Consider the following 24976-nt stretch of genomic DNA (forward strand, 5'->3'; position numbering starts at 1 on the left):
TTTTATCCTACTCTTTACAAATGCAACCGCAGATCATTGTTATTAAAATTGGCACGTCTAGCCTTAGTGATCCCGAATCAGGAGATTTACAACTAGCGACGATCGCCAAATTAGTTGAAGCGATCGTGCATCTACGACGGGAGGGGCATAGCGTTGTCTTAGTTTCTTCAGGTGCGGTGGGAATTGGCTGCGGCCGGCTAGGGCTGAAACAACGTCCCCGCAAAATCTCCAAAAAGCAAGCCGTCGCCGCCGTGGGACAAGGGCGCTTAATCAGGATTTATGACGACTTTTTTGGCTCTTTGCAACAGCCCGTAGCTCAAGTTTTATTAACACGCGGCAATCTGATTCAGCGACAGCATTACATGAATGTCCATGCCACATTCCATGAATTATTGGAAATGGGCGTAGTGCCAATTGTGAATGAGAACGATACGGTTGCCGTGGATGAATTGAAATTTGGTGATAATGATACGCTATCGGCTCTGGTAGCCAGTCTAGTCGAGGCTGATTGGTTATTTCTACTAACCGATGTCGATCGCCTTTATTCCGATGACCCTCGCCAAAATCCTGAAGCCAAACCGATTGAGTTTGTGGAATATTCAGAACTTCAAGAACTCAGGCAAGCGATCGGTGAGAAGCAAGCATTAGGCGCTCAAGGTGGTGGTACGCAATGGGGAACTGGCGGCATGACCACGAAACTCGATGCGGCTCGAATTGCTTCGGCAGCAGGAGTTCGCACAGTAATCACCAGAGGTGCTTTTCCCGATCGCCTGTCAGCGATTCTTCGGGGCGAAAACTTCGGTACACAATTTGCAGCTCAACCAAAAACAGTCAATGCCCGTAAACGCTGGATTGCCTATGGGATGGTTCCCTTGGGCAAGTTGTTCTTAGATGATGGAGCTGTACAGGCTGTTATTCGCAAAGGGCGATCGCTTTTACCTGCGGGAATTACCCAAGTAGAAGGTAAGTTTGAGGCAAATGAATCCGTAAGTTTATGCGATCGCGATGGCAAAGAAGTCGCGAGGGGTATTTCTAACTACAGCAGCAGTGATATCCTTCGTATTCTTGGTTCTCAATCAGAAGATATTCCTAAGTTACTAGGCTTTGATGGCGAAGAGACAGTAATTCATCGTGACAATTTAGTGAGCCTTTAAATCAAAAAAACGGCTACGCCGTTTTTTTGATTTAAAGGCAAGCCCTTAGGACTCTGCAATTTAATAAGGAACCGATTTTTGATGGCGCGGCTTCGCCGCGCCATCAAAAATCGGTTCCTTATTTTACGGTGAAACCCTTATGTAATTACTATTTTGGGACTACTGTACCAATTGTACGTTGGACTATCAGGATCATCATCCACACCCAACTTACTCTCAGCACCATCAATCCGCATCCTTACCAGATACTCACCCGCCTTAATATTCGTAATGGGAATCTCAATGGTGGAGAGAGTACTAGGCAAAGGAGGACGATCAAATAGATAGACAGATGGACTGTCAGATGTCCATTCATTCAAAGCTAAGACTACTTTCTGTTTCTCCCGTACTAGTACATCTAACTGAACTACAATTACCGCCGATCGCAAATTATCTTCGATCTCTTCTAACTGGGTTACAGATACATTCACAATCGTCGGACAAAGCACAAACGGCATCACATTTGAGGCGATCGCATTAGTAATTAACGGTGAAGTGCTACCGATGCGATGGATTACTTGCAAACTCTGTACTCCAGCTTGGATCTGGGGTAAAGCCGTATTCTCTAGGGAAAAAACAATTTCACGATCTTGCACGGAAGTAGGACTAATTACTAAATCCCCAACATGGATTTCCACCGTTTGACTTTGGAGATTGCGCCCACGAATAATCATCACACTTCCGATCACAATCTGCTCAAATCGACTGCCCTGAGCCACAACCTGCTCAATGTAAGGCGATGCAGGAAACGGAGCCAATCCTGCGGGAGAAGCATCGCGAATTGGCAAGGCTCTCTGGAAGTTTTCCCGACCTTCGACAATCACCAGACAAGCACGGTAGGCGATCGATAATACATAGGGAACTTGATAAAATACTGACCAAGCCTTAGATAGATCCTCTAGTGAAATATCTACAGGCACAATATGCACCTGTTGAATCTGATCGGCAAGATCGGAATCAACTAAAAATGGAAATGTAGAATCATTGCAAGTAGAACGAATCAGTTCAGGTGTAAGAATTCGCTTATCAACAAGGGTACTTACCACGCTTCCCAAGACTCTCTGGGGTTGCAGTTCCGCATCATTGCCATAGCAACTCATCATGTAAAAAAGATCGATCGCCACTTGACGATTGAGGGGATTTCCCTTGGTACGATTAGGTGTGGAATCGTAGTTAGCTAAAGAAGGATTACTGGTTACTTGATACAAGAAAATGTTTACTCCCACTTCTGGAGCACCCGTAGAAATCCCCCCTGGAGGTAAAGTGGTTGCTCGCGCTCCTTCAATATCCTGCTGAATTACTGCCTGCAATACCCGTTGCAGAGTTGCCGTTACCGTCGCGATCGCTAAATAATTACTCATCTGCACTCACCAAACCTAATTTCAATGCTCTGACGATCGCCTGTGTCCGACTAGCCACACCCAACTTCTCAAATACACTTGTTAGATGTGCCTTAACAGTGGCGATCGTCACATGCAAATAGCGAGAGATATCTTCGTTAGAGGCTCCCTTAATTAACCAGTTCAGTACCTCCTGTTCGCGATCGGTGAGATGGATAGTGGAATGCCCCTGTAGCGATCGCCCTGCATAGAAATGAAAAATCCGAAAGAAACTCGTGGCAATATCGGGCGGCAAAAAGATTTCATCATTCATAACTGTCGAAATTGCCTCATAAAGTTGACTGCCAATGCGATCTTTCGCCACATATCCTCTTGCTCCCAACTGCATCGATCTAAATACTAATTCATCTTCACGATGCGATGACAAAATTAAAACCTTGCCATGATAGTCTAACTTTTTAAGATCCATCAATACTTTTAACCCGCTATCTTCGGGTAATTTTAAATCGAGTTTGACATCCAAAAGAATTAAAGAAGGCTTCTGCTCGACTACTAGTTTCATCGCTTGAACACAAGAAGTTGCTTCTCCGACAATCTTAAACTGAAGATAACAATCATCACTATAAAAACTCAGTAATGTATGTAAACCGCGACGGAAATTGGAGTCATCTTCTACCAATAAAACCGATACTATTTGAGCCGTTGTTGTCATAGATCAATTGTCATAGATCATTAGCAATTGTTAACAGATTTTTGATGAACTTCTTAGTGATTAAGTCTTAAATCCCAAGAGTTTCCATAAATCTTAACTCTATCTAGAAGTATAGACTAAAGTCTAATAACCCTTAATTTCGATCATCCCTACTGTATACCTCTATAGACATAGTTAAAGGGTGGCATATGGCACTAGACTACTTCGCCCCGGGCGTATACGTCGAAGAGGTTGATAAAGGCAGTCGTCCCATTGAAGGCATCAGCCTCAGTGTGGCAGGCTTTATTGGATTTACTGAAGACGTACGCGGTGATGCTGATCTGTTTAAGCCGATGATGGTGACATCATGGGATCAGTATCGCGAATACTTTGCAGCTCCTGGTTCTGATGGATACACCGACTTTGATGCTTACTTACCCTTTGCGGTTAATGGTTGGTTTGTCAATGGTGGTGGACGTTGTTGGGTTACTAGCATTGGTACAAGACTACCTGGCTCTGAACCTCCTGCTCCCGAAGCAACTGCTCTGCGTATTGGTACATCCAATAACAAGCCAACCTTGATGTTTAACATCAAACCTGCCGATGCTTCCGCCAGCCAGTTGGCTCTCCCATCAACAGGCGATCGCATCAAAGTCATCATTCAAGAAAGTACTCCTAAGCCATTACCCGAAGATGCTCCTGCCGATGCCGAGCCACCCCTAAATACTGGTGAATTCTTCAACGTTGTCGTTGTCCAAGGTGGACAAGAGTTGGAGAAATACGAGCATGTCTCGATGAATCCACAGGTAGCTCCTGAAGTTGCTGACTATGTAGTAACAGCGATCGCTGATTCCGAATATGTCACTATTGCCGACATCTCCACCAGCGGACAGCCACTCTCTCGTCGTCCTGCTAACGGAGCTTATGAGATCGCGCCACCTCCTTACATTTCCACCGTTGATCGCTTTGCGCGTGACTTGCTAGGACAAAGAGATGATCGCACTGGCATTCAAGGCATGTTTGAAATCGATGAAACAGCGATGATTGCCTGCCCAGATCTAATGCGTGTTTACGAAGCAGGGTTAATCGACATCGATCAAGTACATGGGGTCATGGAAATGATGCTCAGCATGTGCGAAAACTCCTTCCCAGGTCCCGCATTCCGCATGGCAGTCATCGATCCTCCTCCGATCAAGCCATCCAAAGGTATGGAAGCCGTACCACCTGATCGCCAAAAGCCTCAAGACGTAGCCCAATGGTTGAGCATGTTCAACCGTCGCTCGATGTTTGGCGCACTCTATTACCCTTGGATCAAAGTCGCCAACCCTCGTAAAGGCGGCAAGCCATCCTACGTTCCACCTTGCGGTCACGTCATGGGTCTATGGTGTCGCACTGACCAGTCTCGCGGTATCTTCAAAGCTCCTGCTAACGATACCCCCAGAGGTGTGCTTGGCTTAGCTTACGAAACCAACATGCGCGAGCAAGAAATGCTCAACCCTATCGGTATTAACTGCATTCGTAACTTTGCCAGCTACAATCGTGGCTTCAAAGTTTGGGGCGCACGCACCTTGGTCGAGCCAGACAACATTCAATGGCGCTACATCAGTGTCCGCCGATTGATTAGCTATATCGAGAAATCAATTGAAATTGGGACTCAGTGGGTGGTATTTGAACCCAATGATACCGATCTGTGGGCACGGGTAACTCGCACCGTCAGCAACTTCCTTGAAGGTCTATGGCGGAATGGTGCATTGTTTGGCGGCGCATCCTCAGAAGCGTTTTACGTCAAATGTGATGCCACACTCAATACCAACGAAACCATGATGATGGGTCGTTTATATATCGAAGTTGGTATTTGCCCTGTCCGTCCTGCTGAATTTGTGATCTTCCGCGTCAGTCAGTGGTCGCCTAATAGTTAATGATTTATAAGAAGAACACCCTACGGGTGTTCTTCTTAATTGTACTTATCGCTTTTTTAAGATTTGTGCTGTGATTCTTACAGATTTATGGCTTTAGATTTTAAAATAGTTAACAATCAGCACAGACCTGTAACTCAGATTTCAAGGAGGAAGAATGGCTGAACTTATACCAATTCCTACTAGTCGATACTATGTAGAATTTGATGGACTGACTGACAAGTTGATTAAAAGTGTTTCTGAAGTTACCTTTACAGGACAAACCGCAGGACATGAAAAACCTTTAGCCTCAACCAAAGGTGGCAAGACGATTTGGCAGAGTACATCAGCAGGTTTTGAAGAAAACCCCAATGTCACCATTGAAGTCTATGTCACTGAGGGCGACATGGACTTTTACAACTGGATGCTGGCGACTATGCCAAAAAGTGAAGGGGGACAAGGCAAATGGTCTTCCAGCCGTAAAAATGGTTCAATCGTTGCCTACGATAGTGAAGATAACGAAGCAATTCGTTGGAGTTTAACTAATTGTTGGATTAAGTCTTACAAGGTCAGCGACTTTAACTCTGAAAGTAAAGATCTAGCTGTTGAGACCTTTGAAATTATCGCCGAGCAAATCAACCGCGTTAAGTAGAGAAATCTACTGAATTTGTGAATTGGTTTTAAATTTTTTGGTTGTGGTTTTGGTATTGATATAGAACTTAGGATGAGGTTAATCAACTATGGCAAAAGGTGAAATTTTAGCCTGCTCTAAATACTACTTTAACCTATCGGGTCTGGATGACTTGGTTGTTAAAAGTGTGAGTGGTATTGCTTCAACTCTGCAAACCGCAGGGGACAGCAAATCCTATGGAGTATCCAAGAGTGGTAAGTCAGTTATTCAAGCAACTGTCACAGGTACAAGCAACAGTAATATTACGGTTGAATTTGTCTGTACCATTGGTGACGATCGCTTGATCAAATGGTACAGCGCATCACATTCCGAACCACTTGGCGGTGGTGGAACTCAAACTAAAGGTGAGCGCAAAACAGGTACGATCACTCTTTACAATCAAGGTGGCGAAGCTGCGGCAACTTGGGAATTAACTGGGGTGATGCCTTCCAGCTATAAATCGACGAAGCTAGAAGCTGGTGCTGAGGGTCTAGCAACCGAGACGATCGAGTTTGTATATGAATCTTTGCATCGCAAAACATAAAAGATGTGTATGAGTGGTGTTCTGCGCCACTCATACTAAATTTCCAAAAGGTGGGTTGTATGTCAGAAGAACCGCAAATTGAATTTTTAACTAGTTCTCGATTTTATGTAGAAATTACTTTGCAGGGGAGTCTTGAAAAGATTGACGGCTACTTTATGGAATGTAGTGGGCTGTCGCGGAGCCAAGAAGAAATTGAAATTGTCGAAGTAACTCCACAGGTATGGGGTAAGAATAGCTCGACAAAAGGCAGGGTTGTGCGTACTAAAATCCCTGGCAACGTTAAAAGTGACAATATTACCCTCAAGCAGGGGCTTAATATTTCCATGACCATGTGGAATTGGTTAAAAGCAGTTGAGGATGGTAACTGGGCGCAGCAATTCCGAGATGGTGATATCACTATTTATGACCAATCTTCAATAGAAAAAGCAAGATTCCGATTTAATGGTGCTTGGCCCATACGTTACAAAATTTCTGATTTTAAAGCCGATGGTGGCGAATTTGCTGTTACTGAGGTAGAGTTATCGGTTAGAGACTTTTTACGGATTAATTAACAGATTAATTAAACATCTATGATTCAAACAGAGTTTGAATTTACGTTACCCAAGGGCTATGTAGATGGTGATGGGAATCTACATCGTAAAGGTGTAATGCGACTATCAAGGGCGATCGACGAGATTACACCAATGCGAGATCCTCGTGTTAGGAATAATCCTGCTTACGCAACGGTAATTATTTTGTCTAGGGTAATTACAAAATTAGGTGGGTTAGAAGAGATCAGTTCAATTGTCATCGAAAATTTATTTGCTATTGATCTTAGTTATTTGCAAAAGTTTTATCGTCAGATTAATGAACTAGAAGATCCAAATTAGGAAGTCTTTTGACCGTTACAAATTCATGAGTCCTTGGCTACTTCCTCTAATATTTGGTCAAATACCTTTCTCAAAATTAGCTTTTCTGTCGGGAAAATATGGGGAACTTCATCGATCGCATCCAAAGAATTGTTATCTAAAACTAGACAACTTTCACCATCAGCCATCAGCCATTCCAGTTGGAGGAAGGCTTCGCGATCGCCTAATTCGCTAGTGTATCCTTCCCGAAATTCAAGCTCTATATCGGATGCATGACCATCAACAGGAATAAAAGCAGTTAGTTTAGCGTGATAACGAAGATTAAAATCTACGGCATATCCGAGCCTGATTAAGACTTGTTCTAACAATGAATAAGTAAGCATATTATGATCCTAAACTGGTAGGGACTCCATCGACCCAATCTTCGGGATCACTATTATATCTTGGTGATCGCTTTCTTATAGCGCGTTGCGCTCAAACCCGAACCAAGAATTTTGTAAAAGTGTTGCGAAGCAACACTTTTACAAAATTCTTGGTTCCTTTGATCGGTAATTGCTGTATTACAGATCAACTGCTCCTAATGCCTTAAGTGTAGATTTTTGAGCATCCGTCAATCCCTTGATCCTAGTAATATTCATATCTTCATAGGGCTTAGGGATTTTCAATAATTTGAGACTTTTGCCAGATTGCACATCCCACAGCCTATTTACTCCATCCTCACTTCCATTAGCTAAAATCTGTCCATCATCACTAAAAATCACATCACCCATATAGCCAATATCTAATTTTCCTTCTAAATTGTTGAGATATTGATGAGTCTGCAAACACAAGAGCTTTACCTCAGCGGCATATCCTCCAAAGGCTAGGATCGGTATCTGGGGATTTAAGGCTATTGTCCAGACTGGGAATTGGCTGAGGATCGTTCTTTCACAGGAGCCTGTTTCCAGATTCCAGAACTTAATCGAGCGATCCATACTACCGCTAATCAATATGCCATCTTGACAAAAAGCTAGACTTTCGACGCGATCGCTATGTTCTGCAAAAGTGAATAGACATTCATGCGATCGCAAATCCCAAATTTTAATCATGCCATCCCAACTACCACTAGCAAGGATTTCAACCTTGGGATGGATCGCTAGAGTTTGAACAGGACTATGATGACCGCACAAAGTATATAAGCATTTTGAAGTTGGGAGATGCCAAAGTTTGATAGTTTGGTCACCACTTCCAGAAGCTAAGATTTCACCATTGGCAGTAAAAGCAACAAATCTCACCCAAGCGGAATGACCTTGGAGGATTTGCGAACAGGTTCCATTTTTGACATTAAAGAGCTTGATGGTATGGTCATAATTGCCACAGGCAAAGGTTTTCTGGTCGGGGCTAAAGGCAACTTGCATCACTCCAGACGTACCAAGATCGAAATTTCTCAAACATTTTGCATTCTGAACATCCCAAACCCTCACGCTTTGTTCTTCATAGCTAAAGGAAAAGAGAAGCTTGTTGTCAGGACTAAAGGCTACAGGTTTAGTAGCTTTATGATATCCCTGAATCGTTCTAATACATTGACCTGTATCTACATCCCACAACTTCACAATCCGATCATCACTACCACTAACTAAAGTTCTAGCATCTGGACTAAAGGCAACTGACCAAATGCGATTTTTATGTCCGTACAGGGTTCTAATTAATTCGCCTGTACTTACTGACCAAAGCTTTACCGTTTCGTCATCACCCGCACTCGCCAGCATTTGTCCATCGGCACTAAAAGCAATCGACCAAATCTGTTTTTGATGTCCTGCGATCGCTTTCACGATTTTGCCAGTATGAATATCCCAAATCTTGATAAGGCTATCTTCCCCAGCGCTGGCAAGCTGTCCATCGGCGCGATCGCTCTGCGGCGCAAAGGCAACAGAGTAGACAGCATTAGTATCGACGATTGTGCGTAAACATTTTCCCGTTTGGACGCTCCATAGTTTAATAGTGTGATCCAAGCTGCAACTAGCAACCATTTGTCCATCTGGACTAAAGGCAACCGATCTCACGATCTGCTCATGTCCCTCTAAGGTCGTCACGCATTTGCCCGTTGCGACTTCGGTGAGTTTGACTGTGCGATCGCCACCACCACTTGCCATCAGTAGATCGTCTGGACTAAAGGCAATACTGGCTACCCCAAGCGCATGGGCTTCGATCTCAAGTAAACATGCTCCTGTATTCACATTCCATAACTTCACCATGCGATCAAGACCTCCACTAGCAAGCATTTGCCCATCCTTGCTAAATGCTAGAGAAAATATAAATTCACTATGAGCAGGAGTTTTAAGCAGTTGACTGCCATCAGCAACTCGCCAGAGGTAAATCCAGCCCCTTACGTCGCTAGTTGCTAAAATCTTGCCATCGGGACTGAAGGCTGTCGCTATCACACTACTAAAAGTCACTCTAAAAGCCGATCTGGCAAGATCGCAGTTAGTAAAGTTAACTTGAGGAAGTTCCACTTCTCTGAGATCAGCCTGCCAAATGGATAAATTAGAGAAGTCGTAACCAGTCAGATCAATATTTAGGCAACAGAGCAGATTAAGAAGATTGCCGCCTGCATATCCCTGCTTCGGTGTCGTTTCCGCTTTCAGTCTAATGAGTGCCTCGGCGATCGCTTGATAGCCCACTTTATCCGCGATGGGCTGAAGGATAAAACGAATTTGAGCATCGCGAATATAGTCTTTTGCTGTGGCTTCGATGAGGGCGTGACTATGGAGTAGATTTATCTTCTGTTCAACGAAGTTAATCTCCTGATAGATCTGGTCAATGAATTGATAATTGACATATTCCATCACTACGGGCTGCAAAGTAAACCCAGTAGACGTAACTTCGATTAGCGATCGCTTTTTCAATAATTCCAGAGTTACAATCAGTTTCTGCTTTGATGCGATCGACAGCAAATTTTCTTTTAGGGCGATCGCGGATATTGGCTCACGGGCAATCGCTAGCCAGTACATGACTTCTTGCTCAGCTTCCGATAATCTCAAAAACTGACGTTGGAGCAGATCTTGAATATCTCCAAAAGTCAGTCCACCCTCTCGCATTAATGTCAACATTTGCTCGACATCACCGCCTAGTAAATCGCGAATTCCTGCGGCAACAATTTTCAGGGCTAGGGGATTTCCTGCGTAGTGCGTAATTATTTCTTCCCATTCCGCAGTAGTTGCCGATAGAGCATCTTGCTCAAATATTTGTAGTCCATCCTGTTGAGACAGACCTGATAAATGTAACGATCGCACTGAGCTTCCCATCAAGCGTGATAACTCTGGCGGCGCTTCGCGACTGGTAACAACCAAACAGCTTTGATGGTTACTTTCCCCGATATATCTAACCAAATCACCATAGCCTTCATACCCTGTGCGATAGTAGTTTCTATTTGTTCTACTTATGGATAAATCGTAATCGTTTAGAATTGATTCCCAATTATCCAGTACTAGCAAACAGCGTCGTGTTTGTAGATAGCGCATGAGCAGGTCAAGCTGTGCAGTTAAATTATCAGGTAATTCAAGTGGTTGAGGATGGGAGAGAAATTGTAGAATATCAGTCAGAATGCTCTCGCAAGATGGAGCATTGCGTAGCGATCGCCAGATTGTAAACTCAAATTCTCCTTTTAATTGATGGGCAAGTTGTGATGCTAGAGAAGTTTTGCCCATACCGCCCATGCCCAAAATGGTGACAATTTGACAGCGCTCCTCCATTACCAAATGTTCTAGCTGCTGTAGTTCAGCAGTACGACCTAAGAAATTACTAATTTGCTGCACCTCCTTTAAATCAACTTGTGGAGTTCGTGCGATCGCCTCTTGCCAATCTATACCCAAAAATTGACAAAGCTGGATGAAGGTATCTTGACGAATGTCATCCCCTTGAAAGAACCGTTTAGCAACACCAATTGATCCCGCTTTTTCTAATACTTGGCTAGCAGTCTGAGACAGTCCAAGCTGACGTAATTTATCCTTGAGTATTTGCTGTCCTCGTTTAGACGCTTTTGCCATATTTTTTTGCCATAGTTCTAAAGGGCTAGCACTCTTTGCTAGCCCTATTTTACAGATCGAAGTAATCGCGATCGCAAAATACCGATCCTATTCACGATTCTGCAACTGATCCTAAGAGTGAGTCTTTCGCCCAAGTTAGCTCTGGCATCCTATTAGTCAAGCGTTATTTATAGCTAACTGGAGTTAGACATGAACAAGAATTTTTGGCTCAAAGGTTTTCAAGTAAAAGCGATCGTCCTCTCGCTGTCGTTAGCTTTACCAGTTATAGTCATGGCACAAACCTATAGCGATCGCCGAGTCAATGCCTATACTCCCGAAATACCTACATACTCCTACTCAATCGCCGACTTAGCCAATGCGCTGCGCTGGCATTGATGACTGACTTAACAATGTGGTATTCAGTAACTCAAAATATATCCATAAAATGTTTATAAAAAAATGGCAACTGGTTTCTAGTCTTGTAGTTTTGCTACTGGCCGCATCAGGGTTTTGCTGGTGGAAACTTTATCTCTATCCCAAGCAGACTTTATTTCAGACAGGGAAAATAGCTGAGAATTTCCGCTCTATGGAAAATATCTTTCCTAGTAGACCGATCGCAAAATCTACTAATCCCTACAAACTGCAAGAAAATATTCGCGAATTAAATGTTTCCTACAAATTTGGTGGCAAAAACCATGCAATGCCCGATTTGCTCGATCGCACTTTCACCACTGGTATTTTAGTCGTTAAAAATGATGCGATCGTCTATGAGCAATATTTTCGCGGTAACTCAGCGAGTGCTCGAAATACCTCTTGGTCGATAGCAAAATCATTTATATCAGCACTAGTTGGTATTGCGATCGCTGAAGGCAAAATCAATAGTGTCAACGATCCGATCACGAAATATGTGCCCGAATTGATTAATTCTGGCTATAACAACGTTCCCATTAAGCACATTCTCCAAATGTCTTCAGGCGTTCGCTTTGACGAAGGTTATTCCAATCCTACGTCTGATATTAATGAACTTCTGCCTAAGTTGTTTCTGTATGCTCGTCCGATGGATCGAGCCATATTTGATTTCCCATCAGACAAAGCCTCTGGCAAAGACTTGAACTATATGAGTTTAGATTCTCATGTTTTGGGATTATTGCTCAGACGGGTCACGGGGAGAAATATCGCCGATTACTTTCAAGAAAAGCTATGGCAGCCTATCGGAGCCGAATTTGATGCTTCTTGGTTAACTGATTTGTACGGTACTGAAGTTACTTTTTGTGGTCTTAATGCGACTTTACGCGACTATGCCAAATTTGGATTGCTCTATCTCCATGAAGGTAATCTTAATGGCAAACAGATTATTCCCCAAAGTTGGATCAAAGAGTCTGTTTTACCCGATCGCCCAGATCTGCAAGCAGGGGCTACTGATTTTAACGAATATGCTGGCTTTGGCTATCAATATCAATGGTGGATTCCACCTCATCCTAATACCGATGGAGAGTTTGTCGCACTAGGTCATCGCGGACAGTTTCTCTACATTAATCCCAAACATCAAGTGGTAATAGTTAAAACTAGCGCCGCAGAGGAGTCTTTAACTAGTGAGATAAGGTTGGAAACAATTGCACTCTTACGGGCGATCGTGAATTCTCTCTAATTGCTTATTAAACAAGCGTTGTTTATAGTGGACTCGCAAACAGTCTATCTATCGATGACTGATGTTTAGAGTAAGTAAAAAGCTTTCAAGCAGTTTTATATCATTAAAAAGTACCTCGACAAATCTATAGATTGGCATTATTCATAAACATTATTGGAGGAAATATCCATGCAAATTGAAAGAGAAGATTTGGATTGGGCGGTTGACGAAGATTTGATTGATGCAAATGCGGCTGAGCGTCTCTGGCAGGCTTTGCTGGTAAGGAAACAGCATGTACCAAAATTTGATTTTGCGAATGTGGCTTACTACTTTGGCGCACTCATCGTCATTTTTGGGATGTTTTTCTTCCTGACCCTTGCTTGGGAATCGCTAGGTGGAAAGGGGATATTCGCCCTATCTTGCATCTATATACTAATTTTTACTATGACTGGACGATATTTGTGGTTCGATCGCGGGCTAAAAGTTCCTGGAGGTTTGCTCACAACTATTGCTGTATGTATGGTTCCACTAGCAATTTATGGCTTTCAGAGAATGACAGGCATCTGGCCTAATGGAGACCCTGGCAACTTTCGCAACTACCATATGTGGGTAAAAGCCAGTTGGTTTTACATGGAATTAGGCACAATTGTTTCTGGTGCGCTGGCTCTTTGGTGGATTCGCTTTCCCTTCCTAACATTGCCGATCGCTTACTCACTATGGTACATGTCAATGGATTTGACACCATTGATTTTCGGTAAAAATGAATTTGCTTGGAATGAGCGATGTCTAGTTTCTTTCTGGTTTGGCATTGCCACTATCGTCATTGCTTTTTTCATTGATCGGCGCATCCGTCGCAGTCAGGGTGACTTTGCTTTTTGGCTGTACTTGTCTGGACTGATGGCTTTTTGGGGAGGCTTAACGTTGATGAATGCTGGGGGCGAATGGGAACGCTTTCTCTACTTCCTCATCAATCTGTTCTTGATTCTACTCTCTGTTGTGCTGAGAAGGCGCGTATTTGTCATCTTCGGTGCTATGGGTGTTATTGGTTATCTGGGTCATCTTGCTTATACAGTATTTAGTAATTCACTACTGTTTCCGATCGTGCTTTCTTTTATCGGTGTTTTAATAATTTTTGCTGGGGTGCAATACAAAAAAAATTATCCAACTTGGGAATTGTGGTTACAACGTGTTCTTCCTGCATCGTTGCTACAACTCTTACCAAAGGATATTTGAACCTAAAATAAAGAGAGTGGCAGAGAAACTATTAATACCAAAGTACAAAATGGCGTAGCCATTTTGTACTTTAAAAACCCTTACTGGGTTTGGTTTTTAATTTCCAAAAGTGTTGCCACACTTTTGGAAATTGGTATAACTAGTGAGATAAGGTTGGAAATAATTGCACTTCTACGGGCGATCGCGAATTCTCTCTAAAGTTCTACTTTGACGTGAGAAATTCAGGAACTATTCTATAGCAATGTAAGTTTTGCATTGCTTTACAACTTAAATTTTCTGAATTGGTGCGATTTTAGGATCGATGATCTTTTTGCCTTGACCAGCGAAGGCGACGGCTAGATACATCTTGTCCCCAGTACCAAGCAAATTTGAGACTTGACCTTCGCCAAACTTATCATGCATCACGCGATCGCCTACTTGCCAATCAATACGGGGCTTGGGTTTGACGGCATTTACCTTTACAGGGGGAGCAGATCTGAGCGAACCTTTAACGCTGGTGGCTTCGGCGCGTTGACTTGCCTTACTGATAAATTTATCAATGCCATGTCCTGTCAAGTATTCCTTCGGTAATTCGGCTAGGAATTGGGAAGGAATCGCATATTCATATTTTCCATAGGTACGGCGGGATTGTGCATGGCTAAGGAATAGTTTCTCTTCGGCACGGGTGATGCCCACATACATGAGGCGGCGTTCTTCTTCCAATGCCATTGGGTCGTGTAGGGAGCGAAAGCTTGGAAATAAATTTTGTTCTAAACCCACTAGAAATACGACGGGAAATTCTAGTCCCTTAGCAGCATGAAGAGTCATTAGGGTAACTTTATCTTCGGTACTGTCACTCTCATCATGACTAGAAACAAGAGCAGCTCTCTCTAGGAATGAACTAAGAGAAGCATCTTCCTGATCTTCAGCAAATTGTACGGCGGAATTGTAAAGTTCTTTTAAGTTCTCAATGCGTTCGTTAGCTTCATCATTTCCTTGTGCTTCCAGTTCATTGATATAGCCAGAATCAGCTAAAACCCCCTGAATTATATCTGCCGCAGGAGTAATGCTAACTTTGGCTTGCCATTTTTGTATCAATTCAACAAATGAAAGAACACCCCTAGCAGATCGTCCTGCCAAAGTCTTAACTGTTGATTCATCTTTGATAATTTCCCAAATTGGAACACCAAGTTGTTGTGCTGCATCTTGAAGTTTGTCAAGAGTCGCTTTGCCAATGCTACGTTTGGGGACATTAATGATTCGCATCAAACTAAGAGTGTCGGATGCATTTGATAGTAAGCGTAGATAGGCGAGAGTATCTTTTATCTCTTTGCGATCATAGAAACGTAAGCCCCCGATTAATCTATATGGAATATTCCAGCGCATTAGCATATCTTCAAAAGGACGAGATTGCACGTTTGTGCGATAGAGAATCGCACAATGTCCAAAAGTGGCGCTGGGAGTTTTGGACTTGATGCGGCGAATTTGCTCGATTACAAATTGAGCTTCATCATCGCCATTATCAGCTCGGAATAATTCAATCAAATCACCATCGGGTTTAGTCGCCTTTAGAACTTTATCAATACGCTGTGAGTTATGGTCGATCAGTTGATTAGCTACTTCGAGAATATTGGCAACAGAACGATAGTTCTCTTCCAGTTTGATCATTGTGCCTGTATGAGCATCGGGTAAGCGATCACCAAAAGCTTCTTGAAACTCCATCAATATCGTAAAGTCTGCCGAGCGGAAACTATAAATTGATTGATCAGCATCCCCGACTACAAAAATAGAACGCTCTTCCCAGTTTGGCTTAGAATTATTAGTGGCTAGCAAACGAATCAAGTCATATTGAGTGCGATTGGTATCTTGATATTCATCAACGAGAATATGTTTAAAGCGATCATGCCATTTACTTAGAATTTCAGGGTTTTGCTGAAATAAACGCACTGGCAAAAAGATTAAATCATCAAAATCGAGGGCATTATTGGTGGCGAGCTGATTTTGATAGAGGTTATAAACTTGTGCGATCGTTCGTTTGCGATAGGAAGAATCATCGCTCTGTTTTTCGTATTCCTCTGGAGTCCAGCCTTTGTTTTTGGCATTGCCGATCGCAAAGCGCACGGACTTTGGCTCAAACTTCTTTTCATCTAAATTTAGTTGATTAATGACAATATCTTTGACTAAGGATTGTGCATCAGAGTCATCGAAAATCGAGAAATTTTTTGCCCAGCTTCTACCATTTTGATCTTTATACTTATCAATATCAAGGCGTAAAATTCGACAGCACATACTATGGAAAGTCCCCATCCATAGCCCATCTTGAGCAAAGCTATTGATATATTGCTTATAAACTTTTTTACGGAGCTTATCCTGTTCCCAATCACTAATTTCACTTAAAGCCTTACCTAATTCTCTTTGGGCGACTTCTTGGGTTAACAAAGATTGAATTCGCTCATTCATTTCCTTGCCAGCTTTATTTGTAAAGGTAACTGCAAGGATTTGCTCAGGGGCGACACCATGATTGAGCATTAGGTTGGCGATGCGGTAAGTTAATGTCCTTGTTTTCCCTGAGCCTGCGCCTGCGACTACGAGCATTGGACCATGCAGATGGCTTGCGGCTTTTTGTTGAGCGGGGTTGAGATGATGCAAAAAATTGGAACTCATGGGCGCAGGAGGGAGAAACTTAGGTAGACTCTAATACAGTATGCCAAAAATGTTTACTTGTGATCTTTTGAGATGCTTGGCGCTAAGCTCTAAGCATCTCAAAAGAGCCGTCAATTTCTAAACTTAATGATTAGCCAGTGGATATTTACTGCACACGCCCCCATTGTACAAAGCCGTTAAATTCTTTCGCTGACCTTGATAGTGGCAATACACTTAAAACGATCACGCAAAAATTCTGTACGGCTTGCGGAATGCCCTTACTGCTTGGTGGACGCTATATCGTCGAACGTCCGATCGCTCAAGGTGGTTTTGGTGCAACGTTTTTGGCACGGGATCGCTATACCCCAGCGATGAAACGTTGCGTGGTGAAGTTATTGCAACCTGTAGGGTTGACTAGTTCGCAGATGGTGATCGCCAAGCAAATGTTTGAGCGGGAAGCCACGGTTTTAGAAGATTTGGGGACGCATCCACAAATCCCTGATTTACTTGCCTATTTTGAGGTGCAGTCAGGACAGGATGAATTTTTTTATTTAGTGCAGGAATTTGTCGATGGCTTTACCCTAGAGCAAATTGTCGAGCAGCATGGGGCGATCGCGGAGGCGGATGTCTTAGAAATTATGCAAAGCCTGTTACCTGTCTTGACATTTATTCACGACAAAGGCTCGATCCATCGCGATATCAAACCTGCGAATATCATGGTACGCAAGTCTGATCAAACTTACTTTTTGCTGGATTTTGGTGCAGTCAAGCAAGTTGCAGGTGCAGTCCAAGGACAAAAGTCCACAGGTATCTTTACCCCCGGCTATGGCGCACCTGAGCAAATGCGCGGCGATACGGTGTTTCCTGCGACGGATCTCTATGCCTTTGCCGTGACTTGTCTCTTTTTGCTATCGGGTAAGGAGCCAGAGGAATTATTTGATGTGAGCCACAACAAATGGCAATGGGATCAGTTTGTGAAGCTCAGTCCTAGCCTGAATAGTGTTTTACTTAAAATGTTAGAGACGGCTCCTAGCGATCGCTTCAACTCGGCGGCAAGTGTAAGCCAAGCCCTCAGTTCTAAAATAGCGGTGATAGCACCAACACCAGCAAAGCCCACTCACCAAACGAGTATCCAAGTTCCTGTGCCGATCGCTTCGCCCAATGCGATTAATGCGCCATCCGTCCCCAAAGTTCCGTCCAAATCTCCAAAATCGCAAAGAACACCTTGGTTGCTATCTACGCCGATTCCCAAACAGTTCATTGCTGCTTTTTTGTTGGGTGTGGAAGCGATGTTGCTATGGCAAGTAAGTACAACCGTTGGCATTACGGCGATCGGCTCTCCTGCAAATTTAGTTGTTTTTGCTGCATTCTTGCTGGGTGTTGTTCTACTGAGGATTAGTTCTGTTCTGGATAATAAAGATCTATTTGTATTCGTAAACTTAATCAGTTTCGCCGCAGTTTGGGTAGGACAAGTCTTTGCAAAAACTATTTTTCAGAACTTGCCACAATGGATAGATATTATTCAATATTGTGGAGTTGCTGGCTTTAGTGCGATCGCTCTGATGGCAGCCTTTCGCCTCATCTTCCAATTACTCTACTCGTTGCTGTGAGCCGCCTATAATCGATCTCACCAATGAGCAGTTTAGGGCTTTGAGAAAATCTAGACATGCTATAGTATCGAGAATGTTGAAAAAATTGGGGATGAAAATAATGTTGACAAAATTGAAAACTAAAAAAGGCTCTGTAAGGATTTTCGGTCTATTTGTTTTGAGTACTCTTGCTGCTACAGCTTGTAGTTTTAACGTGTCTACAGCGACGCTAGAGAATATCAAAATGTGTGTTGAAAAGCCAGAAAATCAGACATGCGCCAGTGATACCGTGCAATTTGACACAGCTACACCCAAAATATTTGCCACCGCCGATCTGAAATTTGCACCTGAAGGAACAAAGGTGAAAATTGATTGGAAATATTTAGGAGGGGATACGGCTAAAACAACTGATATCGCTAGTATAGATTTGGTAACAGAATCTGATACGAATTTTGTTTCTTCCAATCTAAATGCTCCTTCAAATGGATTTCCTGAGGGTAATTACGAGGTTGTGATTTCCCTAGGTACAGACAATTCAAAGCCAATCAGCAAAAAATTTTCCATCTCCAAGTCTCAGTAATTGACTGGGAGCAATCTGGCTTGCTGTAAATCCCAAAAGATGTATGTGGCGCATCTCAGTGATAACTTGAAGGTTACACAAGCGAAGATGCAGGAATATCAAGATAATGGCGCAAGGCTTGGCTGGTTGATTAATCGCAAAGATCGAGAAGTGGAAGTTTATCGCATTGAGAAGCCTAAAGAAGTTTTACAAAATCCGAGTTCTCTTTCTGGGGAAGATGTTTTACCTGAGTTTGTTTTGAGTCTTGCTGAAATTTGGTAATAACCCAATAGCCAGTGGCGCACGCGCCACTGGCTATTGGGTTAGGCTGCATGGGTACTTATCAAATGTGAGAAAATAATGCATAATTGCTAGAAATATGCAGTCTAGAGGTAGGTCAATGCCAGAGCTAAATTGGGGTGATCAGGAACTGTGGATCGTGACCGCTAGTGATCCCATCGTCGAAGAACAACAAACAGGACAAAAAGCTGTTGTAAACCGAGATTTTAATCCCTATAGCCCTTCAAAAGCTACGGTGTCGGTTAAACAACTGAAAGAAAGTCGCGTAAAGGCAGAAAAATTGGCGGGAGAGATGTCTCAGTTTGTGCAGGTAGTAAGCAAGATACTTGCAACGGTGGAGCAAGAGGTAGAGCCACAGGCGGGATTGCAATTAGATGAAATTACCCTGTCAGTAGAAATTAGCGGCGAGGGCGAAATTAAGCTGCTGGGTACAGGGGGTAAGTTGGGTGGCAAAGGGGCGATCGAGTTAAAATTTAAGAGGATTGAGCCATCTAAATAATGGGTAAAAAGAATCATGAAAAATCAATTGCCCCAATGACGATCGCTAATCTGACTCTTAATACTTTGATTGCTGAGTTAGGAGTTTAATGCCAGAGGGTGATCATGCTGGTGCATCAGCTTCAATTACCAAATATTAGCGATCGCCAAAAGGTTGATGTATTGGCTGAGTTAAATGCTTCTATAATTCATTTGCAGTCTCATTGTGACGACGATTTACAGGATCTGATTGCGGATGAGTTGGAAAGTATTATTCCTTGAATCACATTTTTAGAAAGAGTTTGTAGTCAGCTATGGCGAGAAATTGTGCGGTAATTGTCGGAATCAATGACTATGATGAGATTTCACCTCTGAAGTATGCCAAAAGCGATGCTGAGAGGATGCGTAATTTTTTCATGCAAGATTTAGGCGTTAGTCATGACGATCTGTACTTTTTTACCGATGACTCGCCGCGCAATGCTCAGGGGCGCAAGACTCAGCCGACCTATGGGACGCTCAAGTCTTTTTTAGGCGATCGCTTTGCCGACCCTTTTCTATCGGCAGGGGATACGCTGTGGTTTTACTTTAGTGGTCATGGGATGCCCTGTGAGGGGCGCGATTATCTTTTGCCTAGTGATGGTAATCCGCGTTCTATTCCCGATCTGGCGATTCCGATTGGTTTTGTGACGGAACGCTTGCGGCGGAGTGGGGCGGATAATGTGGTGATGTTGATTGATGCTTGTCGCAGTGATGGCGCAAAGAATGCGGGTATGGGCATCGGTGAGGAGAAGCAGCAGGGGGTAATTACGTTCTTTTCTTGCAGTCCATCACAGGTTTCCTATGAGATTGATGAGATTGGGCAAGGGGCGTTTACGAATGTGTTGTTGGAGGCGTTGCGGATTCAGGGTGAGGGAAATTGTGCGACGGTGGAGAGGTTTGCTAATTATTTGAAGGATCGTGTGCCGCAAGTGACGCAAAAATACAAGCAGTATAGGCAAGTTCCTTATGTGAAAATCGAACCTGAAACCAAGTTGCATTATCTTCTGTTGCCGAAGTTTGCCAATCTCACCGATATTGCGACATTGCGAGAAGATGCGCTCCATGCCGAAATTGAAGAGGATTTTAATTTGGCTTTTCAGTTATGGATGCGGGTAAATGTGGCTTCTGGTGGAACGGATATGAAGGCGATTAATGCTTTGATACGGGTGGGTAATAAGCGATCTTCTTCAAGTCCTCAGCTAAGGGAAGCAGTTAGTTCTAGTGGTAGTAAAACTCCTTCATCTCCGCAAGTTTCACCTCCTGCTGTGCCTAAAGAGTTTCAGAGAGAAGTTATTGGCAGAAAAACTCCGCCAGTGTCACCAGTGCCAGAGGTCAAGAAAAATTCTGTGGAATTGGTGAGTGCGAAGGGAATCGACTATCGCGAGTTAGAGAAATTGCTGAAGGCAAAGGAATGGCGCAAAGCGGATGAACTGACAGCTAAATTGATGTGTCAGGTTGCTAATCGCGAAAAAGAGGGTTGGCTAGATACGGAGCATATTGAGGCTTTTCCTTGCGAAGACTTGCGAACGATTGATCAGTTATGGGTGCATTACAGCAGTAGCAAATTTGGTTTTAGTATTCAGAAAAAACTCTGGCTAGAGTGCGGCGGCGAGATTGGGAAATATGATTATGAGGTGTGGAAAAAATTTGCGGCAAAAGTTGGTTGGTATCATCCTCAAAAAAATGACTGGAGGACGTATACTGAATTTATGAATGATACTAAAAATGCCCAAAACTCTCTCCCAGCAAGCCTCCCGAGACTATTTTCGTTCGGTGGTGATGGTGGATTTTCGAGATTATTTTTGATTGTCAGGTATGGAGGTATTTTCTCTTCTCTCGCGCAGAGACTTGTGAAGTGTAAACCATAAAGCTTTCACACCTCTATAAAGATTTGTAAATCGACAATTTTCTACAGCATAATCAGCATCCTAGCATTTCGTTACCTGTCACCAGCCTCATCCCCATCACCATCGTCTTTTTCCGAAAATTTCTGGCAAGCCACCTTGGGATCATAACAATTTGCCATTACAAATTTTTCAGCAACTTTACGAATTTCCTCATCAGGTTTGTCCCACTCATCCCATAACGACCTCTGCCTTCGGCAACTCTTTCCTGTCTTGCCCTTAATCTTTAAATTTGCCAATAACTTCGTACCCCAATAATTTCGCTTCTCAGGTTTCGGCTTCGGCTTATATTTCTGGCAAAATTTGCGATACTTCGCTGCACAGATCTCCAACATCGCACCCAACATCAAAAACGCAGGATGCCATTGCGTCAAACCATCATCGGTTAAACGGTCATAGGTTCCATAATTGCTATAGTCATAAAAAAATCCCAATTGCATCCCCGCCGCCTTCGGATTCGCATGGATATATCGCAACGTATTCAAAGCCCGTTGCATATCCGTATTCGCAAACCCCGTACTGTGATATCGCTTCTCCCAGAAATGCCCCGTCCGATTCATCATCTGGTTAAAACACATTGCCGTAAACCAGTTCAACCAATGCATAATCTTAGGTAAATCCTCTGGTTGAGCAGGTTCTATCAAATAATGGATATGGTTGCTCATAATGCACAGGGCATAGAGTTTAAACCCAAATTTGTCTTTGCATTTTTGAATGGAAAAGAGCAACACCTCTCGACATTCATCCCGAATCAATCGAAATTCGCGATTATTACACCGCACCGTAACGTGATAGCAATAGCCAGTTTTGAATTCGCGTGGTTTTCGAGTCATGGTTTTATTTCCATGATTCCCGTAGGGGCAGAGCATTCCCGTCACAATCTATAAATTCTGCAATTATCTCAAATTGGGAATGCTCTGCCCTGAACCTCCAACATTCACCGACAATCCCCAAACCGCAGGGATAGGCGATCTATAAAAGCAAAAAGGGTAGAGCATTTGCGAATGAAAATTGCGGTGGAGAGTTGCGAGATAATGGCGCAAATGCTCTACCCCTACATTTATTATGTTTGCTAGAATTACCACCAAAATAAACTTTTTTCTTCCCCATGATCGATCGCCTCGAATTCCCACTTGCCAAAGCACAATATCTGCTTAGCTATAGCGGCGAACAAGGCAAAGGTGGCGATAAAAGCCGATTTTGGCAAAATGTGATGGGATATGACAACCCCGAAGCGATCCGTGACACAATTTTGCAAAAAATTGCACCATCAGACTTAATATTTCAACGTCAAGACGCTTATGGAGATAGATATACAGCAATTGTTTCGTTAATTGATCAGCGTGAGCAATCAAGGGAAATCCTTACTGCTTGGATTGTACTGAAAGGCGAAAACATTGCTAGATTTGTAACAGCAGTACCACAACGCAGCAGGAGGCAAAAATGAGTAAGTTTCAAATGTTTGATTCCGTTACCCTAAATCAAGACATTCAACTTCACGATGGAGGAATTGCCCCACAAGGAACTGATGGTGCGATCGTGGAAATATTTGAAGATGGCGAAGCCTACCTAGTCGAACTATTTGGCGGATGGTTAAAGTTAACGACTGAAGGCGAAATGATCGAAGCATTTGAAGACGATCCCGAAGCATTTCGTGAAACCCTAGATGTAGAAACAATCTATCCTCATCAAATAAATCTAGTAAATGCTCATCAACAAATTGACAAACAGAAAGTAAAGCAACAACTTTTAGAATTACTAGAACTACTTCCAGAAGAATCGATTCTGCAAATTAAAGACTTCACCGAATTTCTTTGCTATAAGCAAAAACAATCTACATCAGAAGTTCCCAAAAATGACAAGCTCTTAACTCTATGAAAATTTATTTTATCTTTTAGCTAGAATAACAACCATCATGAAAGCTACTAGCACGACAGGACAACCATGGGGGGATTGCCCCTACCTCAATAATTTAGATTTTTGTAGGGGCTGTGCCCCCGTGCCAGCCCTAGACTTAGATGATCGTAGAATTCTATCCACGTAACATCAGTTACCTAGTAGAAATATTGGGTGGATGGTTCAAAGTCAACCTAGGTTAGTGCTTTCAGCCATCCCCCGATCTTAATACAAGCGATCTAGAACGTAATTGGTTAAACCAATCAGAGATTGCTTAGGTGCAGAAGATGGCAACCACTCGATCGCAGTTAGCGCCGACTTGACATGACTCTTCGCAAGGTCACGCGATCGCGAAATACCTTCACTTTTATTCACTAGTTCTAGAGCCTTATCGAGATCATCCACTTCACTAAACTCTCTCTCGATTAAGCCGCGCAACTGTGGATATTCCTCTATCGCAAATAACACTGGCGCTGTCAAATTACCTTGCTTGAGGTCAGAGCCAGCAGGCTTACCCAAAGTCTCAGTGGAACTAGTGAAATCAAGAATGTCATCAACAACTTGAAAAGCAATGCCAAAATGCTTGCCAAAGTTAAATAATTGCTCAGCCTGTACCTGACTAACACCGCTCAACACCCCCGCCGCCTTAGCACTACCCGCCATCAGCGAAGCCGTCTTATAAAAACTTTTCTCTAGATAATCCTCTAAGGTCAAACCGCTATCAAATGCAGTCAAGCTCTGCCGAATTTCACCCTCAGCAAAATCAGTGATCACCTTTGACAAAAGCTTCACGACTTCCAGATGATCCAAATTGGCAAGATACCAAGATGCTTGAGCAAACAGAAAGTCTCCTGCTAATACCGCAATGCGATTACCAAAACTGCTATTCACAGTTGGCATACCGCGCCGTAGATCAGCCGAGTCAATCACATCGTCATGCACCAAACTTGCAGTGTGGATCATTTCCGTGATCTCCGCAAGGCGGCGATGGCGTGAGGTGATATCGCGATCGCTCATGGTCGCCCGTGAAGCCAATAAGACCAGAGCGGGGCGCATACTCTTGCCCTTAGCCTCAAACAAATGCTCAGCAGCAGCATACAAAATTGGATGTCTTGCCCCAACCAACTGCTTCAGATTATCCGTGAGCATACGCAAGTCATCTTTGACTGGTGCAAAAAGTTCGGTGACAGAAGTAGTTGGAAGGCTCATGCGAATAAACCAGTATTAAATATTAAATCAATTTTTACATATCTTCATATATTGTATGAGTAATGTTGTAAGAGTTAAAGCCCGACTTAGCTGGTTTTTGTGGTCATCATCATTCAAACGACTGCAAACGGCTGATACTCTGTACCTACTACTCCTTTAGCCAGAAATTTTTTGGCGATCGTTATAGAAGAACCGTTTTTTGGTGGCGCAGCTAAGCCGCACCACCAAAAAACGGTTCTCGATTTTAGGTACTGCTTCACCTTTACTCGTTATGTATCGCAATGATATATATTATTTAACAAATCGTAATCCAATCGTATAGATGGAACTTTGACT

24 protein-coding genes and 1 pseudogene are annotated in these 24976 nt (G+C 43.1%); 18 read left to right on the top strand and 7 right to left on the bottom strand.

Translation table 11 applies throughout. The annotated features are described in order from the left end of the window. The first annotated feature begins 20 nt into the window (after nucleotides 1-20). Nucleotides 21-1154, top strand: a complete 1134-nt coding sequence (gene proB, locus H6G05_RS08740) for a glutamate 5-kinase (protein ID WP_190577805.1) — start codon at nucleotides 21-23, stop codon at nucleotides 1152-1154. Between the two features lie 137 nt (nucleotides 1155-1291). On the opposite strand, the gene H6G05_RS08745 is transcribed toward proB, so the two are convergent. Next, nucleotides 1292-2554, bottom strand: coding sequence for a DUF4255 domain-containing protein (locus H6G05_RS08745; protein ID WP_190577806.1), 1263 nt, complete (start codon nucleotides 2552-2554; stop codon nucleotides 1292-1294). Continuing rightward, entirely contained in the window at nucleotides 2547-3245 is a 699-nt protein-coding gene (locus H6G05_RS08750; protein ID WP_190577807.1) for a response regulator transcription factor, read from the bottom strand. Before H6G05_RS08750 ends, H6G05_RS08745 begins: the two co-directional genes overlap by 8 nt. A gap of 188 nt (nucleotides 3246-3433) precedes the next feature. On the opposite strand from H6G05_RS08750, the gene H6G05_RS08755 reads away from it, so the two are divergent. The 5 genes from H6G05_RS08755 to H6G05_RS08775 all read left to right on the top strand — a co-directional run bounded on the left by H6G05_RS08755 (nucleotide 3434) and on the right by H6G05_RS08775 (nucleotide 7202). Beyond that, entirely contained in the window at nucleotides 3434-5143 is a 1710-nt protein-coding gene (locus tag H6G05_RS08755) for a phage tail sheath family protein (protein ID WP_190577808.1), read from the top strand. Nucleotides 5144-5297: 154 nt separating this feature from the next. Beyond that, complete coding sequence (locus tag H6G05_RS08760) at nucleotides 5298-5771, top strand: phage tail protein (protein WP_094535531.1); 474 nt, start codon at nucleotides 5298-5300, stop codon at nucleotides 5769-5771. Nucleotides 5772-5859: 88 nt separating this feature from the next. Further along, a complete protein-coding gene (locus tag H6G05_RS08765) occupies nucleotides 5860-6333 on the top strand; it encodes a phage tail protein (RefSeq protein ID WP_190577809.1) in 474 nt (157 codons plus the stop codon). Between the two features lie 59 nt (nucleotides 6334-6392). Further along, on the top strand, nucleotides 6393-6884 hold the full coding sequence (locus H6G05_RS08770) for a phage tail protein (RefSeq protein ID WP_190577810.1): 492 nt from the start codon (nucleotides 6393-6395) through the stop codon (nucleotides 6882-6884). An 18-nt stretch (nucleotides 6885-6902) separates the two neighbouring features. Continuing rightward, nucleotides 6903-7202, top strand: coding sequence for a hypothetical protein (locus H6G05_RS08775; protein WP_190577811.1), 300 nt, complete (start codon nucleotides 6903-6905; stop codon nucleotides 7200-7202). 23 nt (nucleotides 7203-7225) lie between these two features. Here H6G05_RS08775 and H6G05_RS08780 read toward each other — a convergent pair whose 3' ends face one another. After that, complete coding sequence (locus H6G05_RS08780; RefSeq protein WP_190577812.1) at nucleotides 7226-7564, bottom strand: hypothetical protein; 339 nt, start codon at nucleotides 7562-7564, stop codon at nucleotides 7226-7228. Between the two features lie 177 nt (nucleotides 7565-7741). After that, nucleotides 7742-11206 (bottom strand): WD40 domain-containing protein, encoded by a 3465-nt coding sequence (locus tag H6G05_RS08785; RefSeq protein WP_190577813.1) that lies wholly within the window; start codon nucleotides 11204-11206, stop codon nucleotides 7742-7744. 189 nt (nucleotides 11207-11395) lie between these two features. Between H6G05_RS08785 and H6G05_RS08790 the strand changes: the two genes are divergently transcribed. The 3 genes from H6G05_RS08790 (at nucleotide 11396) to H6G05_RS08800 (ending at nucleotide 14045) form a co-directional block, all read left to right on the top strand. Further along, nucleotides 11396-11581 (top strand): hypothetical protein, encoded by a 186-nt coding sequence (locus H6G05_RS08790; protein WP_190577814.1) that lies wholly within the window; start codon nucleotides 11396-11398, stop codon nucleotides 11579-11581. A 190-nt stretch (nucleotides 11582-11771) separates the two neighbouring features. Beyond that, nucleotides 11772-12833: a serine hydrolase domain-containing protein gene (locus H6G05_RS08795; RefSeq protein ID WP_190577815.1), complete on the top strand. Its 1062-nt coding sequence runs from the start codon at nucleotides 11772-11774 to the stop codon at nucleotides 12831-12833. A 168-nt stretch (nucleotides 12834-13001) separates the two neighbouring features. Continuing rightward, entirely contained in the window at nucleotides 13002-14045 is a 1044-nt protein-coding gene (locus H6G05_RS08800; protein ID WP_190577816.1) for a DUF2157 domain-containing protein, read from the top strand. A gap of 267 nt (nucleotides 14046-14312) precedes the next feature. Here H6G05_RS08800 and pcrA read toward each other — a convergent pair whose 3' ends face one another. Further along, on the bottom strand, nucleotides 14313-16688 hold the full coding sequence (gene pcrA / locus H6G05_RS08805; RefSeq protein ID WP_190577817.1) for a DNA helicase PcrA: 2376 nt from the start codon (nucleotides 16686-16688) through the stop codon (nucleotides 14313-14315). Between the two features lie 137 nt (nucleotides 16689-16825). Between pcrA and H6G05_RS25975 the strand changes: the two are divergent. The 7 genes and pseudogenes from H6G05_RS25975 to H6G05_RS08835 form a co-directional block, all read left to right on the top strand. Further along, nucleotides 16826-16936: pseudogene (locus tag H6G05_RS25975) on the top strand (4-Cys prefix domain-containing protein); the annotation flags it as partial. Nucleotides 16937-16939: 3 nt separating this feature from the next. After that, nucleotides 16940-18277 carry a serine/threonine-protein kinase gene (locus tag H6G05_RS08810; protein ID WP_242025343.1) on the top strand — a complete coding sequence of 446 codons (1338 nt, stop codon included), beginning with the start codon at nucleotides 16940-16942 and terminating at the stop codon, nucleotides 18275-18277. Between the two features lie 73 nt (nucleotides 18278-18350). After that, a complete protein-coding gene (locus H6G05_RS08815; protein WP_190577819.1) occupies nucleotides 18351-18836 on the top strand; it encodes a hypothetical protein in 486 nt (161 codons plus the stop codon). After that, on the top strand, nucleotides 18837-19097 hold the full coding sequence (locus tag H6G05_RS08820) for a Uma2 family endonuclease (protein WP_242025345.1): 261 nt from the start codon (nucleotides 18837-18839) through the stop codon (nucleotides 19095-19097). 118 nt (nucleotides 19098-19215) lie between these two features. Then, complete coding sequence (locus tag H6G05_RS08825) at nucleotides 19216-19614, top strand: Pepco domain-containing protein (protein ID WP_190577820.1); 399 nt, start codon at nucleotides 19216-19218, stop codon at nucleotides 19612-19614. Between the two features lie 104 nt (nucleotides 19615-19718). Further along, on the top strand, nucleotides 19719-19874 hold the full coding sequence (locus H6G05_RS25335) for a hypothetical protein (protein ID WP_242025346.1): 156 nt from the start codon (nucleotides 19719-19721) through the stop codon (nucleotides 19872-19874). 32 nt (nucleotides 19875-19906) lie between these two features. Then, nucleotides 19907-21499: a GUN4 domain-containing protein gene (locus H6G05_RS08835; RefSeq protein ID WP_190577821.1), complete on the top strand. Its 1593-nt coding sequence runs from the start codon at nucleotides 19907-19909 to the stop codon at nucleotides 21497-21499. 71 nt (nucleotides 21500-21570) lie between these two features. Here the strand turns inward: H6G05_RS08835 and H6G05_RS08840 are convergent, their stop codons facing one another. Continuing rightward, complete coding sequence (locus H6G05_RS08840) at nucleotides 21571-22368, bottom strand: transposase (protein ID WP_190577822.1); 798 nt, start codon at nucleotides 22366-22368, stop codon at nucleotides 21571-21573. Between the two features lie 275 nt (nucleotides 22369-22643). Between H6G05_RS08840 and H6G05_RS08845 the strand changes: the two genes are divergently transcribed. Both H6G05_RS08845 and H6G05_RS08850 read left to right on the top strand, forming a co-directional pair. Then, nucleotides 22644-22982, top strand: a complete 339-nt coding sequence (locus H6G05_RS08845) for a DUF6883 domain-containing protein (RefSeq protein ID WP_190577823.1) — start codon at nucleotides 22644-22646, stop codon at nucleotides 22980-22982. Further along, entirely contained in the window at nucleotides 22979-23413 is a 435-nt protein-coding gene (locus H6G05_RS08850; protein WP_190577824.1) for a hypothetical protein, read from the top strand. Before H6G05_RS08845 ends, H6G05_RS08850 begins: the two co-directional genes overlap by 4 nt. Nucleotides 23414-23656: 243 nt before the next feature. Here H6G05_RS08850 and sds read toward each other — a convergent pair whose 3' ends face one another. Beyond that, on the bottom strand, nucleotides 23657-24640 hold the full coding sequence (gene sds, locus H6G05_RS08855) for a solanesyl diphosphate synthase (protein ID WP_190577825.1): 984 nt from the start codon (nucleotides 24638-24640) through the stop codon (nucleotides 23657-23659). Between the last annotated feature and the right edge of the window lie 336 nt (nucleotides 24641-24976).

The sequence above is a fragment of the Phormidium tenue FACHB-1050 genome (assembly GCF_014696925.1).
Lineage (GTDB): Bacteria > Cyanobacteriota > Cyanobacteriia > Pseudanabaenales > Pseudanabaenaceae > Pseudanabaena.